Origin of the sequence: Martinezella rhizogenes (assembly GCF_027460065.1) — a bacterium.
In the GTDB taxonomy this organism is placed as follows: domain Bacteria; phylum Pseudomonadota; class Alphaproteobacteria; order Rhizobiales; family Rhizobiaceae; genus Agrobacterium; species Agrobacterium rhizogenes_C.
Genome location: NZ_JAPYZZ010000010.1, coordinates 49,586 through 66,619, shown reverse-complemented (window position 1 = coordinate 66,619; position 17,034 = coordinate 49,586). Strand labels below are relative to the sequence as shown.

The following is a 17,034-nucleotide window of genomic DNA, read 5'->3' as shown; positions in this document are numbered from 1 at the left end:
TCGTCTTTCTCCAGTTACCCTCGGGCGAGCGAAGGGCGCTCAACGGCGGCGCCTGACCAGATAGTGGTCGAACAGGACCGCAGCCAGCAATATGCTTCCCCTGATGATGTCCTGCCAGTAGACAGACACGTTGAGCAAGGCAAGCGAACTGGAAACGACGGACAACAGGATCGCGCCGAGGATGGCCCCCAGAATGGTGCCCGAGCCGCCGGAAAGGCTCGCGCCGCCGATGACCGCCGCTGCAATGACATTGAGCTCCATGCCGACGCCGAAACTCGGCTGGGCGGACCCGAAGCGGGCCATGTAGATGACTCCGGCAACGCCGCACAGCATCGAGCAAAGCGTGGTCGTGGCAAACACCACCCGGCCGACGCGAATGCCGGAATAGGCCGCCGCCTTGGGATTGCTGCCGGTATAAAACACCTTGCGGAAGGCGGTCGTGCGCCGCAGCAGCAGGTCGAAGACAACGACCACAACCAAAAAGATGATGAGCACGAGCGGAATGCCGCCAAGCGCGCCCTGGCCGATGAACTTGAATTCCGGCGGCAGGGAATAGAGCCCAAGCGGCCGGCCGCCGGTTGCCAGCAGGCATACCCCGCGTGCAATGACCATGACGCCGAGCGACACGATGAAATGATGCAGACCGACGACGGTGGTCAAAAATCCCATGACCATACCGACCAATGTCGTGAGGCAGATTGCAAGACCCGCCGCAACCCAGGGATCGACACCGTTGAGGAACAGCCAGCCGGCAGCCACCATCGCAAGCGCCGTGACGGAGCCGACCGAAAGATCGATACCACCAGAGATCAACAGGATCGTCATGCCCACCACGACGATGCTTTCGATGGCGAAGACCATGGCCATGGCCCGCAGATTGTCCACCGTCAGGAAGTAGGGCGAGATGAAGGACATCACTGCAAAAAGGGCGAGAATGATGACGATCAGCCCGGTTTCGCGCGCCTTGATCGCAGGCTCCCACCAGGCCGTGCGGCGAACCGCCGTCTCGGCAAGGCTTGAAGGTGTTTCCGATGTTGCCATTTTCCCGCTCCCTCAGGCTTCCGCCGCAGTCTGCATGATATTGATCGATGCGAGCTGCATGATCTTTTCCTCCGTCATGTCGTCCCCCTCGACCTCGCCGGCGATGCGCCCCTCGCGCACGACAAGCACACGATCGCTGACGCCGATCAGTTCCGGCAGCTCCGAGGAGATGACGACCACGCCAACCCCTTCCCGCGCCAGTTCCCGAATCTGGCGGTGGATTTCGGCCTTGGCGCCCACATCCACCCCGCGGGTCGGCTCATCCAGAAAGATGACCTCGGGTTCCACCGACAGCATCTTGGCCAGTGCTACCTTCTGCTGGTTACCGCCGCTCAAGGTCGATACCGCGTCACCGACGCTGTTCGCCCGCAGTTTCAGCCGGCGCCCCAACTCATCGGCGCGCTTCATTTCCTTGCGCCGCTCGATGAAACCCATGCCGTTCGATATCCTGCCAATATCGAGCGCCGAGACATTGGCAGCGATGGACATGTTGAGGAACAATCCGTCGCCCTTGCGATCCTCGGAGAGATAAACGATCCCCTCGCGGATGCTGTCGCGATAATCCCTGAGCTTCAGCGGCCGGCCGCGCAGTGCGACCTCGCCTTTCGGTTTTCCTTCCAGCCGGCAGACAGCCCGGGCAATCTCGCTGCGGCCGGCACCGATAAGCCCGGCAAATCCTAAGATTTCGCCGCGACGCAGGTCGAAATCGACGTCGAAAACACGTTTTCCTTCGTTCAAGTGCCGAACCGAAAGAATGACCTCATCCGATTTTTCATCATCCGCCAGTTTCGTTGGATAGAGCTTGTCGAGCACCCGCCCCACCATGCTGTTGACCACCTCTTCCGGGGAGATGTCGGCAATATTCTCCGTCCTGATATGGCAGCCGTCGCGCATGACAGTGATGCGGTCGCAATGTTCGAAAATCTCCGCCATACGGTGGGAGATATAGATGATGGCAATGCCGCGTGCCGCCAGCCGGTGCATGATCTTGAAAAGCGTCTGCGCCTCGGTCTCGGTCAGCGCCGCCGTCGGCTCGTCGAGGATCAGGATACGGCAATCCAGCGTCAGCGCCTTGGCGATCTCGACGATCTGCTGCTGCGAAATCGACAGGTCGCCCGCCCGACGAGCGGGATCGATATCGCCGATCTCCCGCAGCACCGTTGCCGCCCGCCTTTCCAGATCGCGATAATTCATGAACCAGGAGCGGCTCTGGCCGGTCTCCGACATGTACATGTTTTCGGCAACCGAAATCTCCGGGCAGAGTGCGATCTCCTGATGCACGAAACCGATGCCCAGTCGGTTCGCCGCGTTGGGCGAAGATATGCGGACCGGCTTGCCATCCAGCAGGATTTCCCCGCCATCAGGCTGCAGAATGCCGTCGATAATGTGCATCAGCGTCGACTTGCCCGCACCGTTTTCACCAGCGAGCGCGTGGATTTCGCCGCGCCGCAATTCAAGTGCGGCACTACGCAACGCCCGCACGGGCCCGAACGCCTTGTGAATATTCGTCATGCTGAGGATGACCTCACCCATAACGCCCTCCCGAACCTGCTTCCCCTGTGACCGGCGAGGCCAGAAACCCCGCCGGTTTTTCAAGAGCGACGCGTCAGCGTCCTTTCATATACTCATTGAGATCGAAGGAAGCGGCATTCGCCTTGGTGATGACAGCGAAACCATTGTCCATCGACGGTACCTGCATCGGATTGAAGCCGGAGACCTTATAGTCGTTGAACGGGTCGATCAGGTCCGAATGGGCACCCAGAAACGTGTTCATGAAACCCATGAAGCCCTGAACCCCCTGGTTGGGATTGATGGACATATAGATATTGCCCTGCTTGATATGCTCCAGCGTCGCCGGCGTGATATCCGCATGCAGGATCAGGACTTTCTTTTTTGCCTCGAGAACGGCGGTCGTTGCGCCTTCAGCCGAACCGGCCTCAGGGATCCACAGTGCGCCGAGATTGGGATTGGCCTGCAGCAGGGCGGCTGTAGCCTGATAGGCGACATTCGCATCCTGATTGGTCGCCTGACGGCCGACCAGCTTCATCTGCGGATAGGTGCGCCCCATATAGTCGATGAGGGCTGTAACGCGCAGATCGTGATTGCTCTGACCCGGATTTTCAAGAACGGCATATTCACCCTTTTCGCCGAGCTTCTTGACGATTTCGTCGGCCGCAAATTTAGCCTCGGCGACATTGTCCGAAGTGATATAGGCGGTGCGCTTCGACTTCGGAGAATCCGCCGCAAAGGTCGTCACGGAAACGCCCGAGGCGATCGCCTTGTTGATGGGTTCGATGAAGGGATCAGCCTGCATCGGATGCAGAAGAATGCCTTTCGGCTTCTTCACCAGTTCCTGCTCGAAGGATGCGATCTGCTTGGTGATGTCATATTCCGGCGTGCCGGTGAAGACGGCCTCGCAGCCCAGCGCCTTGGCAGCCTGCTTGAACCCCTCGAAGACCGGCACCCAATAGGGGTGGCTGGAAACCATGACGTTCATCACATAGGTCTCACCCGGCTCGCAGGCGAATTTACTTGCAGCGGTGGCCGGCGATGTTGCAGCAGCGCTCATCGCTACGGCCAGAACACCGGCGGCAGCAGTCGATTTCAAAAAAGCCAACATATTCCCCTCCCAAGGACAATGACTTAGTCCGCAATAAATTTTGATGTCCGTAATTTATTGCATGCCAATTGAGATAGCGGGAAAAAACGGGCGCGTCAACGGCTTTGAATTTTATTTTGATTGGTGAAATTTATTGCAATCGATATGACACGCGATGAGCCGATCACGACAGACACAGGCCGCCGCGAATGGTGAAGTGCGCAATCAGCGACGGCAATTGCTCGTGGATATGAAAGTCTGGGCTATGACTGAACTAGAAACGAAAAAAGGGTTTCTGATTGCTTCAGAAACCCTTTTCATGAATTCGGATGGTGGGCGTGACAGGGATTGAACCTGTGACCCCTACGATGTCAACGTAGTGCTCTCCCGCTGAGCTACACGCCCTCCGTGGCGGCGGATAGACCACAAAACCGGTTCATGCGTCAACTGCTTTTTTTCGGTTTTGTGAAGGTTTTTTGAGAGGCCTTACGCCACAAGGAGTTTGTTCACTTCATCCACAAGATCGCGCAGATGGAACGGCTTGGAAAGCACCTTAGCATCCTTCGGAGCCTTCGAATCGGCGTTGAGCGCAACGGCCGCGAAGCCGGTGATGAACATCACCTTCAGGTCAGGGTCGAGTTCGGTAGCGCGCCGCGCAAGCTCGATGCCATCCATTTCAGGCATGACAATATCGGTCAGCAGCAGCGAAAAAGGCTCTTCGCGAAGCCGGTCATAGGCGCTGGCGCCATTGTCGAAGGAAGAAACCTTATAACCGGCTTTTTCCAGCGCTTTCACGAGAAAGCGGCGCATATCATTGTCGTCTTCAGCAAGAAGAATTTTCTGATTCATCATAAGTGACCGTAACTGCTCAATGTTTGGAATACCCTAGCCCGATTATAGGATTTTCACGGTAAATATCCTGTGAACGCGTGAATCGGTATAGCGCTGTTTGGGCGATAGTATGGACTTGCTGCACCGTAACTGGCAACATGAGCACCCTGATAGTTTGCGACATGGTAAATGGTACTGAATGGACTGGGTCACGGGTGAATATGAGCTGTTCGAAGTAACGGAACCTGCCGTTCAGACCCTGCCATTTGTCTATAATTCCCCGCATAGCGGCCGCTGCTATCCCATCTCCTTCCTGGAATCGGCACGGCTCGATTCGCATGAGATCCGCCGATCCGAAGATCATTTCGTTGACGAGCTGTTCGCCGCAGCACCCGAGATCGGCGCGCCGCTCCTGAAAGCGAATTTTCCGCGAGCTTATCTCGACGTCAATCGCGAGCCTTATGAGCTCGATCCGCGTATGTTCGAAGGCACGCTTCCGCCTTATGCCAATATCGGCTCCATGCGGGTCGCAGGCGGCCTCGGAACCGTGCCGCGCATCGTTGCGGAGAATATGGATATCTATGCCCACCGCCTGCCAGTGGACGAGGCGTTGGCGCGGATCGAGACCATCTACAAGCCCTATCACGCCTGTTTACGCCGGCTGCTTTCGCGCACCCATGCGCATTTCGGCATGGCGGTGCTGATCGATTGCCATTCCATGCCGGGTAATATCCGCGTCGCCGGCTCGAACCTAAGGCCGGACGTGATCATCGGCGATCGCTACGGCACCAGCGCCTCCCAGGAAGTATCCCGCGCCGCCCTGCATTTTCTCGAGGAGCTGGGTTTCGTCGCGGTCTGCAACAAACCCTATGCCGGCGGCTTCATTACCGAACATTATGGCCGGCCGATCCGCTCGCTGCATGCGTTGCAGATCGAGGTCAACCGCGCGCTTTACGTGGATGAAAAGACGCTTTTGAAAAAAGCCGATTTCCCCGCCATTCAGGCATCGCTGGAAATCTTCATGCGCCAGCTCGGCGCTTTCGTTTCGGAATACGCGATCGAGACCTCGCTCGCCGCCGAATAAAGCCCTCAATCACCCCTATTTCACTAGATCGTCTGGCCGCGCGCGGGGCAAAAAAAACCGCGCCTGAGCGCGGTCAAGTCTAGGGAGGAAACACCCAAGGAGGGTATTTACAGTCAAAGACTGCAGGGTCACGCTACGCAGTATATGCACAATTGTCAATCATTTTTTTATTTGCATATTTTTTAAGCTTATGCCGAAAATATGGAAACGTGGGCTCCGGTATCCGTATGAGTGGACGGCGGATGTGATTCCAGTCTATGCATTGCCCACAGAATTCAGGCCACCATTCCACGCGATGAGGTTTCGCATGCTGCCCGACCGGGATTTCTTCTTCAAACTTGCCGATGCCGCCAGCGCCGAGACGCTCCCCCGCTTCCGCACGGGCATTGCCGTCACAAATAAGCAGGATGGTGGTTATGATCCGGTGACGGAAGGTGATCAGGCAGCGGAAACCGCCATTCGCGCGCTCATCGAAGAACGGTTTCCGCAGCACGGCATTCTTGGCGAAGAACACGGCAATGTCGGTCTCGACCGCGACCATATCTGGGTTATCGACCCGATCGATGGCACCCGCGCCTTCATTTCCGGCGTACCTGTCTGGGGCACGCTGATCGGCTTCCAGTCGGCCGGCCGCGCCACGATGGGCATCATGGACCAGCCCTTTACCAAAGAGCGTTATTTCGCCGATGGCGAAACGGCCTGGTATTTCGGACCCGACGGCGAAAAGAAAATCCGCACGCGCGATTGCGGGTCTCTGTCCGATGCGGTGCTGTTCACCACCACCCCGCATATCTTCACCGCGGAAGAAAAGCCCCTTTATGAAAAGGTGCAGGATCAGGTCCGCCTTTTCCGTTACGGCGTGGATTGTTACGCCTATTGCCTGCTCGCGGCTGGCCATGTCGATCTGGTGATCGAATCCGGACTGAAGCCCTATGATGTCGGTGCGTTGATCCCGGTGATCGAGCAGGCCGGCGGCATCATGACCACCTGGGATGGCGGGCGCCCGGAAAATGGTGGCCGCATTCTGGCCGCCGGTTCCAAGGCCGTGCACGAAGAAGCCCTTGCCATTCTCTCGAAACTCTAGGCAGCCTGGCTCAGGCGGCCATCACTCCGGCGCGAAAAACGCGTCGATGGCCGCCAGCGCCTGTTTGCGGAAAACGTCACGCTCATGCAGCAATTCGTGGCGCGCGCCGGTTACCGGAAGAAGCTGTGCTGCCCGGAAATTGCGTGAGAGCTCTTCCTGCGCCTTATAGGGCGTGATCGTATCCAGCATCGGCGCCAGAATGAGGGTCGGAACGGTGATGTTCGTCAGATGATCCTGACGGGTCACGCGGCCCATGGTCTTCAGCGCTTCATAGACCCAGCGCGCTGTCGGCGCGCCGATGAACAGTTCCGGAAACTGCCTGTGCAAAGCGAGATTCCTGGCAAAACGTCTGGCGTCAGAGGTCAGCGGATTGCCGTCGAAATCCCGCTCGCGCTGGTCCCTGCCCAGCTGAACCCTGCCGAGGCCGACAAAACTCAAGGCCGTCGCAACCAGCCGGATAACGGACGGCGGAACCGATTGCTGGCTGTCCAGCTCGATGAATGGCGAACACAGCGCCAGACGGTCAATCCGGTTCGACAGGCCGGGCGCGGCCGCAAGGGCCGCAAGCGCGCCAGTGGAATGGGCGATCATGAAGAAAGGCAGCCGCGTATCCGGCAGGACAACCTGCTCGAGAAACAGGCTGATATCGCGCTGATAATCGGAAAAGCGCCGCACATGCCCGACGCCCGGCTTTTTCAGGAGCCTTTCGGAGCCGCCCTGCCCGCGCGTGTCGAATGTCGCGACCCAGAAGCCCATGGCCGTCAGATCGGTGATGGTCTCGAAATATTTCTCGATACATTCGTTCCTGCCATGCAGCAGAACCACCGTTCCGCGAGCGATGGAGCGGGTGGCGCGAAAGATCGCATAACGAAGCTGTTTGCCGCCATGGCCGGTAAAATATCCGACGGTGTGGTTGCCTGGAACCGGGTTGTCTTCGCTGGCGCGCAATGTGGCTTCGATCATCGGTCTTTTCCGGCTTTTCTGCCCTTTCGGGATAGGTCGGCGGCGCGGGAAGGTCAAAGAAAAAATTGCCGGAACCGTCGGTTAAAGCAGTCGCGGTTCCGGCGAATAAGACAGAAGAAGAAGGGACGTTATTGCTTCTGCCGACGGAGAATGCCTCCGATGACCGCAGTTTTATGGCTCTCAAACTGAACGATGCCGGAACCGGATGTTCAGCCATGGTTCATGTTGCCCTCGTCTTTTCACGCCCCCTTGACGCCGCGCATGACCATTCCCATCTCCTTCATGCGGTCGCCAGAACGGGACCGCGCCATATGTCCTGCCATCGCCAGAATGGGGTGCCGGACTTAACCGCAAACAGTCGCTTCTCAAGGAGGACACCATGCGTCACGTTGATTTTTCCCCCCTCTATCGTTCCACCGTCGGCTTCGACCGTCTTTTCTCGATGCTCGACGGCCTCGGCCAGACTGAACAGGCCCAGTCCTATCCGCCCTATAATATCGAACGAACAGGTGAAAACACCTATCGGATCACGATGGCGGTTGCCGGTTTCGATGAAACCGAACTCAGCATCGAATCCCGCGCCAACGCACTGACGGTGAAGGCCGAGAAGGCCACGGACGAAAAAACGACCGAAGGCGAATTCCTGTATCGCGGTATTGCCACGCGCGCTTTCGAGCGCCGCTTCCAGCTTGCCGACCATGTCGAAGTCCAGACCGCTTCCTTGAAGAACGGCCTGCTTCACATCGACCTCGTCCGCAATATTCCGGAAGCGATGAAACCACGCCGCATCGCGATCTCGTCTGACAGTGCCGATGCGCCGAAGACGATCGAAGCCCAGATCACGCCGGCTCAGGTCAACTAAGCATTTGTGACATGCAAAACGAACGGCCCCTTCACGGGGCCGTTTTTGTTTGCGGAGATCATATCAGCGAGCAGATGCCGCCGCACCTTCCGCAGCCGCCGTTTCCGCGATCGCCGCCTTTTCATGCGCCTTGCGGGCATAACGCTGGGCCAGCACCGCGCAGATCATCAGCTGGATCTGGTGGAAGAGCATGATCGGTAGCACGATCGCGCCAATGCTCTGGCCGGCGAAAATGGCACCCGCCATGGGCACGCCGCTGGCAAGGCTCTTCTTCGAGCCGCAGAAAGTAATGGTAATTTCATCCGCCTTGTCGAAACCGAGCAATCGGCTGCCGAACATCGTCACGCACAGAACCAGCGCCAGAAGCACGATGTTGATGAGGATGACCACGCCAATATCCCGGAGAGAAAACGTGTGCCAGATACCCTCGATAACAGCATCTGAAAACGCCAGATAGACAACCATCAGGATCGAACCGCGATCGACGGGCGACAAAAGCTTCTTGCGTGCCCGGATCCACTCGCCAATCCACGGCTGCAGCGCTTGGCCGACGACGAATGGCAAAAGCAGCTGCAGGAAAATCTGCAGGAATGCATCCAGCGAAAATCCGCCGCCATGACCGCCCACCGTGAACAGCAGGCCGACCAGCAATGGTGTCAGGAACATGCCGAAAATATTCGAAGCCGAGGCCGAACAGATCGCCGCCGGAACATTCCCGCCTGCCATGGAGGTGAAGGCGATGGAGGACTGCACCGTTGACGGCAGCACGCAGAGAAACAGCACGCCCATATAAAGCGGAGCCGGCAGAATGCTTTCGGGAATGAAGCCTATCGCCACACCAAGAAGTGGGAAAAGCCCGAAGGTGACGAGAAGGATCGCCAGATGCAGGCGCCAGTGCAGAATGCCCGCAATCACCACATCCCGCGAAAGCCGCGCGCCGTGCAGGAAAAACAGCAAGGCGATCGCGAGCTTTGTCGCAAACCCGAAATATTCCGCCGGCTCGCCGCTGATCGGCAGGATGGAAGCCAAAATCACGGTGGCCACCAGCATCATGGTGAAACGGTCGGGCAAAAAGCGGGTCATGGGAGGTCTTTCCGGCATCGGTTTTGCTTGAAACGCGCGCTACTATCGCTCATCATGATTTCGGATGCAAAGATTAACAGTTATCATGATTTGAGATAATGCTGAACCTTCAACATCTTGCCAGCTTCGTCATGCTTCAGCAAACCGGCAGTTTCACACTGGCTGCCGAGAGACTCGGCATTGGCCAATCCACCATCAGCCAGCATATCCAAAAGCTTGAGGCCGCGCTGGGCCGCCGGCTGATCGCGCGCAGCACCCATCAGGTGAAACTGACTGGAGAGGGCGAGGCGCTGCTCGGTTATGCCCGCAACATGCTTGATATCGACAGCAAGGTCTCCTCGCTGTTCAGCGAAAACCGCCTGCGGGGACGGCTAAGGCTTGGTGTTTCAGAGGATTTTGTGGCCAGCCGCCTGACGGCCATTCTGGAGGAGTTCATCCGGCTTTATCCGCTGGTCGATCTGGAGCTGACGGTTTCGCTGAGCGGCGTGCTTTACCAGATGCAGGATAATGGCGAGCTGGATGTGGTGCTCGCCAAACGCCGTCTCGGCGACAAGCTCGGACACTTTCTCTATCGCGAACCGCTGGTGTGGCTGGCGCGAGACCCGGAGCGCATGCTGAACCAGCCGGATGCCCTGCCGCTGATCGCCTTTCCGCCGCCGAGCATTACCAGAAAGGCGGCGCAGGAAGCATTGGACCGGGCCGGTCTCTCCTGGCGGATCGTATGCACCTGCGGCAGCCTGAGCGGGCTGACCGCTGCCGCAAGAGCAGGCATGGGCATTTTGGTGCAGCCGCGCAGCATGGCGCCGGCCGGCCTGAAGGAGATTGCCGCCGGCGTGCTGCCGGCGCTCGAGGATGTGGAATTCGTGCTTCAGCCAAGCAAGGGCGCGGATACGAAGCTGGTGCGCGCACTTTCCGATCTCGTATCGAGCAAGAGCATCGCACCCGGCAGCTTCGTGTAACGCGCCTCAATTGTCCCGTTTCGAGAGGCAACGGCCGACGCTGTCGCGCCAGCCAGCGATCGCGTTTTTCCGCTCGCTCTCTTCCATATCAGGGCTGAAGCGGCGGTCACGGCGCCAGTGGTCGGCAAAGGCCTTGCGATCCGGCCAGATGCCAGCGCGGGAGGCCGCAAGCCAGGCCGCGCCGAGAATGGTCGTTTCCAGAAAGACCGGCCGGTCGACCGGTGCGGCGAGAATGTCCGCAAGCCGCTGCATCGTCCAATCGGAGGCGACCATGCCACCATCGACCCTTAGCACCGTCTTGCCATTGTCACCCGCCCAGTCCTTGCGCATGGCGTCCAGAAGATCGAACGTCTGGTAAGCAACGCTTTCCAGCGCCGCGCGGGCAAATTCCGCAGGTCCCGTACCGCGCGTCAGGCCGAAAATCGCCCCGCGCGCCTCGGCGTCCCAATAGGGCGCGCCAAGACCGGTAAAGGCCGGCACGAGATAAACGCGCTGCCTGGGATCGGCCTTTTCGGCAAGCGCGCTGACTTCCGAGGCGACCGAGATGAAACCGAGCTCGTCACGCAGCCATTGCACGGCGGCACCGGCGATGAAGATCGAGCCTTCCAGTGCATAGGTCGTCACGCCATCGAGGCGGTAAGCAATCGTCGTCAGCAAACGGTTGGTGGATGCCACTCGGTCGGTGCCGGTATTGAGAAGGGCAAAGCAGCCGGTGCCATAGGTGGATTTCATCATGCCCGGCTCGAAGCAGGCATTGCCGATCACGGCTGCCTGCTGATCGCCGGCGACGCCAAGGATCGGAATTTCCGCGCCCAGCAGCGATTTGTCCGTCACGCCGAAATCGGCGGCGCAATCCAGCACCTCCGGCAGCATGGCGCGGGGAATGTCGAGGATAGACAGCAATTCGTCATCCCAGGCGTTGTCCTCGATATTATAGATCAGCGTGCGTGAGGCATTGGTGGCATCAGTCACATGGCGACGACCGCCGGTGAGGCGGTAGATGAGGAAACTGTCAACCGTGCCGAAGCAGATTTCTCCCTTCACGGCTTTTTCGCGAAGGCCGCTGACGCTATCGAGAAGCCATTTCAGCTTGGTGCCGGAAAAATAGGGGTCGAGCAGCAAGCCGGTCTTTTTCGAAAAAAGCGGTTCCAATCCCCGGCGCTTCAGATCTTCGCAGATGGGCGCCGCGCGCCGATCCTGCCAGACCACGGCGCGATGCACGGCCTCACCGGTATTCCGGTCCCAAAGCACGGTCGTTTCGCGCTGATTGGTGATGCCGATTGCCGCAATATCGGAAGCGGCGATGCCGGCATCGGCAAGTGCCAGGCGGATGGTTTCAAGCACGCTTTTCCAGATATCCTCGGCATCGTGTTCGACCCAGCCCGAGGCCGGGAAATGTTGCGGAAATTCTCGCTGTCCGACACCGATCACCCGCATGTCGCGATCAAAGACCATCGACCTCGTCGATGTCGTTCCCTGATCGATCGCCAGAATATAACCGCCCATTATGCTACTCCCTTTCAGACGCAATGACGGGGCGGCAGAGCCGCCCCGGTTTGTTCAGATTTGATGCAGAAATTACTTCTGCCAGCTTTTGACCAGTTCGTCGTAGTTAACGGTGACCGGCTTTTCCTTTTCGTTGGCGATCTTCAGCTGCGGTGCCAGATTGCCCTTCGAAACGGCGTCCTTGTTCCAGTAGTCGATATCGTGCTCTTCCGCCAGTTTCGGGCCGATATCGCCCTGCACACCGGCGCGCTCGATACGGGCCATGACCTTTTCCTGCTCGGCGCAGAGCGAGTCCATGGCCGCCTGAGCGGTTTTGGCACCCGACGACGCATCGCCGATTGCCTGCCACCACAGCTGTGCCAGCTTCGGATAGTCAGGAACGTTGGTGCCGGTTGGCGACCACTGCACGCGGGCCGGCGAACGGTAGAACTCGATCAGACCACCGAGCTTGGAAGCACGGTCCGTAAAGCTCTTGTGATGGATGGTGGTGTCACGAATGAAGGTGAGACCCACATGGCTCTTCTTCACATCCACGGTCTTCGAAGTCACGAACTGCGCGTAGAGCCATGCGGCCTTGGCGCGGTCATCGGGCGTGGATTTCATCAGTGTCCACGAACCCACATCCTGATAACCAAGCTTCATGCCGTCCTTCCAGTAGACACCATGCGGCGAAGGTGCGACGCGCCATTTCGGCGAACCATCCTCGTTCACCACAGGCAGGCCGGGCTTGGCCATGTCGGCGGTAAACGCCGTATACCAGAAGATCTGCTGGGCGATGTTGCCCTGCGCCGGCACCGGTCCGGATTCGGAGAAGGTCATGCCCTGCGCTTCCGGCGGCGCATATTTCTTCAGCCATTCGAGGTATTTCTCGATGGAATAGACCGAAGCCGGACCATTAGTATCGCCGCCGCGGGCCACGCAGGAACCTACCGGCTGCGACTTGTCATTGACCTTGATACCCCATTCGTCGACCGGCAGGCCGTTCGGCAGGCCCTTGTCACCGTTACCGGCCATGGAAAGCCAGGCATCGGTGAAGCGCCAGCCGAGAGACGGGTCCTTCTTGCCGTAGTCCATATGGCCGAAGACCTTCTTGCCGCCGACATCGCGGCCGGTGAAGAATTCGGCGATATCCTCATAGGCCGACCAGTTGACGGGAACACCGAGGTCGTAGCCGTATTTGGCCTTGAAATCAGCCTTGTTCTTGTCGTCGTTGAACCAGTCGTAACGGAACCAGTAGAGATTCGCGAATTGCTGGTCGGGAAGCTGATAGAGCTTCTTGTCCGGTGCCGTGGTAAAGGCGCTGCCGATAAAGTCCTTGAGGTCGAGACCGGGATTGGTGACGTCCTTGCCTTCATTGGCCATGAAATCCGTCAGGTTGCGCACCTGCTGGTAACGCCAATGGGTGCCGATGAGGTCGCTATCGTTGACCCAACCGTCGTAGAGGTTCTGGCCGGTCTGCATCTGGGTCTGAATCTTTTCGACGACGTCACCTTCCTGGATGATGTCATGCGTGACCTTGATGCCGGTAATGGCAGTAAAGGCCGGAGCCAGAACCTTGGATTCATATTCATGCGTGGTCAGGGATTCGGAAACCACCTTGATTTCCATGCCCGAAAAGGGTTTTGCCGCATCGACAAACCATTGTAGCTCCTTTTCCTGCTCCGCACGGGAAAGCGACGACATGTCGCCGATTTCCTTGTCCAGAAACTGCTTTGCTTCCTCCATTCCGGCGAAAGCGGAACCCGTCATTGCCAGCAGCATGGCTGCCGTCGTCGTCATCAGATGCCGTCGCATATCAGTCCTCCCAAGGGTTGCGATTGCATGAAGTCTGCGGGTGCGGTTTTCCTCCGCCGCACCTTTTTCCTGCTCTAGACAAAACGGAAAACGCCGATGGCGTAGACCAAGGATAGAGCGAGAGCCCACCACAGGTTCGGGCCGACCAGCCCGAGCCATGCGAGATGAATGAAGGCGCTGCCGAGCAGCGAGATGAACAGCCTGTCGCCGCGCGTCGTCTCGAAGCGCAACAGGCCGAAGCGGGGACTGCCGCCGGGCGAGAGACGTTCCCAGAACCACATGCCGACCAGCAGCGCCGCAATAGTGCCGAAAAAGGCGGCCGTCTGCCAGGTCCAAGCCATCCAGGTAAAATCGGGCATCTTCGTCATGGTCAAACCCTCCCCAGCGCAAAGCCCTTGGCGATGTAATTGCGCACGAACCAGATCACCAGCGCGCCGGGGATCAGCGTCAGCACGCCAGCGGCGGCAAGCAGGCCCCAGTCCATGCCGGCGGCGGAGACGGTGCGCGTCATCGTCGCGGCAATCGGCTTGGCGTCGGTCGTCGTCAGGGTGCGGGCGATCAGAAGTTCGACCCATGAGAACATGAAGCTGAAGAAGCAGGCGACACCAATGCCGGAGGCAATAAGCGGCATGAAGATCTTCACGAAGAATTTCGGGAAGGAATAGCCGTCAATATAGGCGGTCTCGTCGATTTCCTTCGGCACGCCGGACATGAAGCCCTCGAGGATCCACACCGCCAACGGTACGTTGAACAGGCAATGCGCCAGCGCCACGGCAATATGCGTGTCGATCAGCCCGAAAGCCGAATAGAGCTGGAAGAACGGCAGCGCGAAGACGGCGGGCGGCGCCATGCGGTTAGTCAAGAGCCAGAAGAACAGGTGTTTGTCGCCGAGAAAACGGTAACGCGAGAAGGCATAGGCCGCCGGAAGGGCTGCCGCGACCGAGATCACCATGTTCATGACGACGTAGATGATCGAGTTGATGTAACCCGAATACCAAGAGGAATCGGTGAAAATCGTCCTGTAGTTCTGCAGCGTCGGCTGGTGCGGATAAAGCGTCATGGACGAGACGATTTCCGCGTTCGTCTTGAAGCTCATATTGACCAGCCAATAGATCGGCACGAGTAGAAGGATGATGTAGATCGTCGGCACCAGCCAGGAAAAACGTGATGGTCCGTGGCGGCGGCGCGAGCGTGCGGCAATGCCTGATACGCCCGCCGAGGCGTCTTTCACAGGCGAACTTCCCATCCGTTCCACGCTTGCCGTGACATTCGAAGCACTCATGTCTCAGGTCTCCGCGTCGTGGCTGGTCATCACGGTGTAGAACACCCATGACAGCAGCAGGATGATGAGGAAGTAGATCAGCGACATGGCCGCCGCCGGACCGAGGTCGAACTGGCCGAGCGCCATCTTCACGAGATCGATCGACAGGAAAGTGGTGGAGTTACCCGGGCCGCCGCCGGTGACGACGAAAGGCTCGGTATAGATCATGAAACTGTCCATGAAACGCAGCAGGAAGGCGATGAGCAGCACCCGCTTCATCTTCGGCAGCTGGATAAACCGGAACACTGCAAAACGTGAAGCGCCATCGATCCGTGCCGCCTGATAATAAGCATCCGGAATGGAAACGAGGCTGGCGTAGCACAGGAGCACGACAAGGCTCGTCCAGTGCCACACATCCATGATGACGACCGTGATCCACGCATCGACGGGATCGTTGACATAGTTATAGTCAAGCCCGAGCTGATTGGCATAATAGCCGAGCAGCCCGATATCGCTGCGGCCGAAGACCTGCCAGATCGTGCCGACGACGTTCCACGGCACCAAAAGCGGCAGCGCCATGGTGACGAGGCAGATCGGCACGCCGATGCCGGATTTCGGCATTTTGAGCGCGATAAAGATACCGAGCGGAATTTCGATTGCCAATATGATGCCGGAAAAGACCAGATTGCGTCCGAGCGCGTTCCAGAAGCGGTCGGAGCTCAGGATTTCCTGAAACCATTGCGTTCCCGCCCAGAAGAACTGGTTATTGCCGAAGGTATCCTGCACCGAATAATTCACGACGGTCATCAGCGGAATGACGGCGGAAAAGGCGACCAGCACCAGCACCGGCAGCACCATGAACCACGCCTTGTTGTTCCAGCTTTTTTCCATGGTCAGGCTCCCATCTTCACACGCCAGGAATCAGCGAAAACGCCGACCGCAGCCGGGTCGAAACGGACACCCGCTTCCGTGGGGATTTCCTCGTCTTCGGCGACAACGATTGCCAGCTTCTGGCCGGCAAACCGGGCGCGGACGATCTTCTGCCGGCCGATGTCCTCGACCTTGTCGATAGTGATCGGCATGCCGCCACGCTCCAACCGGATGAACTCCGGGCGGATGCCGATCTCGATGCGCTGCCCCAAATCAACTTTCGGCGCCCCTGCCAGCGGCACACCAAGACCGCCGACCACAGCCGTCGCCCCCTCGATGTTGGCGGGCAACACATTCATGCCCGGCGAGCCGATGAAATAACCCACGAATGTATGTCCCGGCCGCTCGAAAAGCTCGGCGGGCGTGCCGATCTGAACGATTTGCCCGTCATACATCACCACCACCTTGTCGGCGAAGGTCAACGCCTCCGTCTGGTCATGGGTGACATAGACCATGGTGAAGCCGGACTGGCGGTGCAGGCGCTTCAGCTGCGAGCGCAGCACCCATTTCATATGCGGATCGATAACCGTTAGCGGCTCATCGAAAAGTATGGCGTTGACGTCGGAACGCACAAGGCCACGCGCCAGCGAAATCTTCTGCTTTTGGTCCGCCGTCAGCCCGCGCGCATGGCGTTTGGCCATGCCGGACAGATCAGTCATCTCAAGGATTTCGCGGACCCTTCGGTCGATCTCCGCCTCCGGTACATGCCGGTTGCGCAACGGAAAGGCGAGATTGTCATAGACCGTCATCGTGTCGTAAACGACCGGGAACTGGAACACCTGAGCGATATTTCGGTCCTCGGTGGCGAAATCGGTCGCGTCGGTTCCATCAAAGGCGATGCGGCCTTCGGAGGGGCGCAGCAGGCCGGAAATGATGTTGAGCAGCGTGGTCTTGCCGCAGCCGGAAGGTCCGAGCAGCGCATAGGCCCCGCCATCTTCCCATTCGTGATGCACTTCTTTCAGCGCATAATCGCCGGCAGCCTGCGCCTTGGCGTTATAGGCGTGGCGGATGTGATCGAGCGTGATACGTGCCATGAC

Annotated in this window: 16 protein-coding genes and 1 tRNA gene; 4 read left to right on the top strand and 13 right to left on the bottom strand. The window is 58.6% G+C overall.

Annotated features, from left to right (window positions below; all coding sequences use genetic code 11):
• Positions 1-39: 39 nt before the first annotated feature.
• From O8B93_RS16555 to cpdR, 5 genes are all read right to left on the bottom strand, one after another.
• The gene (locus O8B93_RS16555) at positions 40-1,041 is read right to left on the bottom strand and encodes an ABC transporter permease (RefSeq protein ID WP_080828985.1); all 1,002 of its coding nucleotides are present in this window, start codon (positions 1,039-1,041) and stop codon (positions 40-42) included.
• A 12-nt stretch (positions 1,042-1,053) separates the two neighbouring features.
• Entirely contained in the window at positions 1,054-2,574 is a 1,521-nt protein-coding gene (locus O8B93_RS16550; protein WP_269711013.1) for a sugar ABC transporter ATP-binding protein, read from the bottom strand.
• 73 nt (positions 2,575-2,647) lie between these two features.
• Positions 2,648-3,661 (bottom strand): substrate-binding domain-containing protein, encoded by a 1,014-nt coding sequence (locus tag O8B93_RS16545; protein WP_269711012.1) that lies wholly within the window; start codon positions 3,659-3,661, stop codon positions 2,648-2,650.
• Positions 3,662-3,970: 309 nt separating this feature from the next.
• A tRNA-Val gene (locus tag O8B93_RS16540) sits at positions 3,971-4,045 on the bottom strand.
• Between the two features lie 81 nt (positions 4,046-4,126).
• Positions 4,127-4,489: a cell cycle two-component system response regulator CpdR gene (gene cpdR, locus O8B93_RS16535; protein ID WP_003497910.1), complete on the bottom strand. Its 363-nt coding sequence runs from the start codon at positions 4,487-4,489 to the stop codon at positions 4,127-4,129.
• Positions 4,490-4,670: 181 nt separating this feature from the next.
• Between cpdR and O8B93_RS16530 the strand changes: the two genes are divergently transcribed.
• Both O8B93_RS16530 and hisN read left to right on the top strand, forming a co-directional pair.
• Positions 4,671-5,555: an N-formylglutamate amidohydrolase gene (locus tag O8B93_RS16530; protein ID WP_269711011.1), complete on the top strand. Its 885-nt coding sequence runs from the start codon at positions 4,671-4,673 to the stop codon at positions 5,553-5,555.
• Between the two features lie 307 nt (positions 5,556-5,862).
• A complete protein-coding gene (gene hisN, locus O8B93_RS16525) occupies positions 5,863-6,639 on the top strand; it encodes a histidinol-phosphatase (protein ID WP_269711010.1) in 777 nt (258 codons plus the stop codon).
• Positions 6,640-6,660: 21 nt separating this feature from the next.
• Here hisN and O8B93_RS16520 read toward each other — a convergent pair whose 3' ends face one another.
• Positions 6,661-7,602, bottom strand: a complete 942-nt coding sequence (locus O8B93_RS16520) for an alpha/beta fold hydrolase (RefSeq protein WP_269711009.1) — start codon at positions 7,600-7,602, stop codon at positions 6,661-6,663.
• A gap of 379 nt (positions 7,603-7,981) precedes the next feature.
• Here O8B93_RS16520 and hspL point away from each other — a divergent pair, with 379 nt between their 5' ends.
• Positions 7,982-8,464, top strand: coding sequence for a heat shock protein HspL (gene hspL, locus O8B93_RS16515; protein ID WP_269711008.1), 483 nt, complete (start codon positions 7,982-7,984; stop codon positions 8,462-8,464).
• Between the two features lie 63 nt (positions 8,465-8,527).
• On the opposite strand, the gene O8B93_RS16510 is transcribed toward hspL, so the two are convergent.
• The gene (locus tag O8B93_RS16510) at positions 8,528-9,547 is read right to left on the bottom strand and encodes a bile acid:sodium symporter family protein (protein WP_269711007.1); all 1,020 of its coding nucleotides are present in this window, start codon (positions 9,545-9,547) and stop codon (positions 8,528-8,530) included.
• Between the two features lie 98 nt (positions 9,548-9,645).
• Here O8B93_RS16510 and O8B93_RS16505 point away from each other — a divergent pair, with 98 nt between their 5' ends.
• Positions 9,646-10,506 (top strand): LysR family transcriptional regulator, encoded by an 861-nt coding sequence (locus O8B93_RS16505; protein WP_269711006.1) that lies wholly within the window; start codon positions 9,646-9,648, stop codon positions 10,504-10,506.
• A 6-nt stretch (positions 10,507-10,512) separates the two neighbouring features.
• Here O8B93_RS16505 and glpK read toward each other — a convergent pair whose 3' ends face one another.
• The 6 genes from glpK to O8B93_RS16475 all read right to left on the bottom strand — a co-directional run bounded on the left by glpK (position 10,513) and on the right by O8B93_RS16475 (position 17,031).
• Positions 10,513-12,012, bottom strand: a complete 1,500-nt coding sequence (gene glpK / locus O8B93_RS16500; RefSeq protein WP_269711005.1) for a glycerol kinase GlpK — start codon at positions 12,010-12,012, stop codon at positions 10,513-10,515.
• A gap of 72 nt (positions 12,013-12,084) precedes the next feature.
• Positions 12,085-13,806 carry an ABC transporter substrate-binding protein gene (locus tag O8B93_RS16495; RefSeq protein ID WP_080828966.1) on the bottom strand — a complete coding sequence of 574 codons (1,722 nt, stop codon included), beginning with the start codon at positions 13,804-13,806 and terminating at the stop codon, positions 12,085-12,087.
• A 74-nt stretch (positions 13,807-13,880) separates the two neighbouring features.
• The gene (locus O8B93_RS16490) at positions 13,881-14,174 is read right to left on the bottom strand and encodes a DUF2160 domain-containing protein (RefSeq protein WP_269711004.1); all 294 of its coding nucleotides are present in this window, start codon (positions 14,172-14,174) and stop codon (positions 13,881-13,883) included.
• Positions 14,175-14,176: 2 nt separating this feature from the next.
• Positions 14,177-15,052: a carbohydrate ABC transporter permease gene (locus O8B93_RS16485; RefSeq protein WP_405049067.1), complete on the bottom strand. Its 876-nt coding sequence runs from the start codon at positions 15,050-15,052 to the stop codon at positions 14,177-14,179.
• Between the two features lie 39 nt (positions 15,053-15,091).
• A complete protein-coding gene (locus O8B93_RS16480; protein ID WP_010973407.1) occupies positions 15,092-15,958 on the bottom strand; it encodes a carbohydrate ABC transporter permease in 867 nt (288 codons plus the stop codon).
• 2 nt (positions 15,959-15,960) lie between these two features.
• A complete protein-coding gene (locus tag O8B93_RS16475) occupies positions 15,961-17,031 on the bottom strand; it encodes an ABC transporter ATP-binding protein (protein ID WP_269711002.1) in 1,071 nt (356 codons plus the stop codon).
• Positions 17,032-17,034 lie beyond the last annotated feature (3 nt).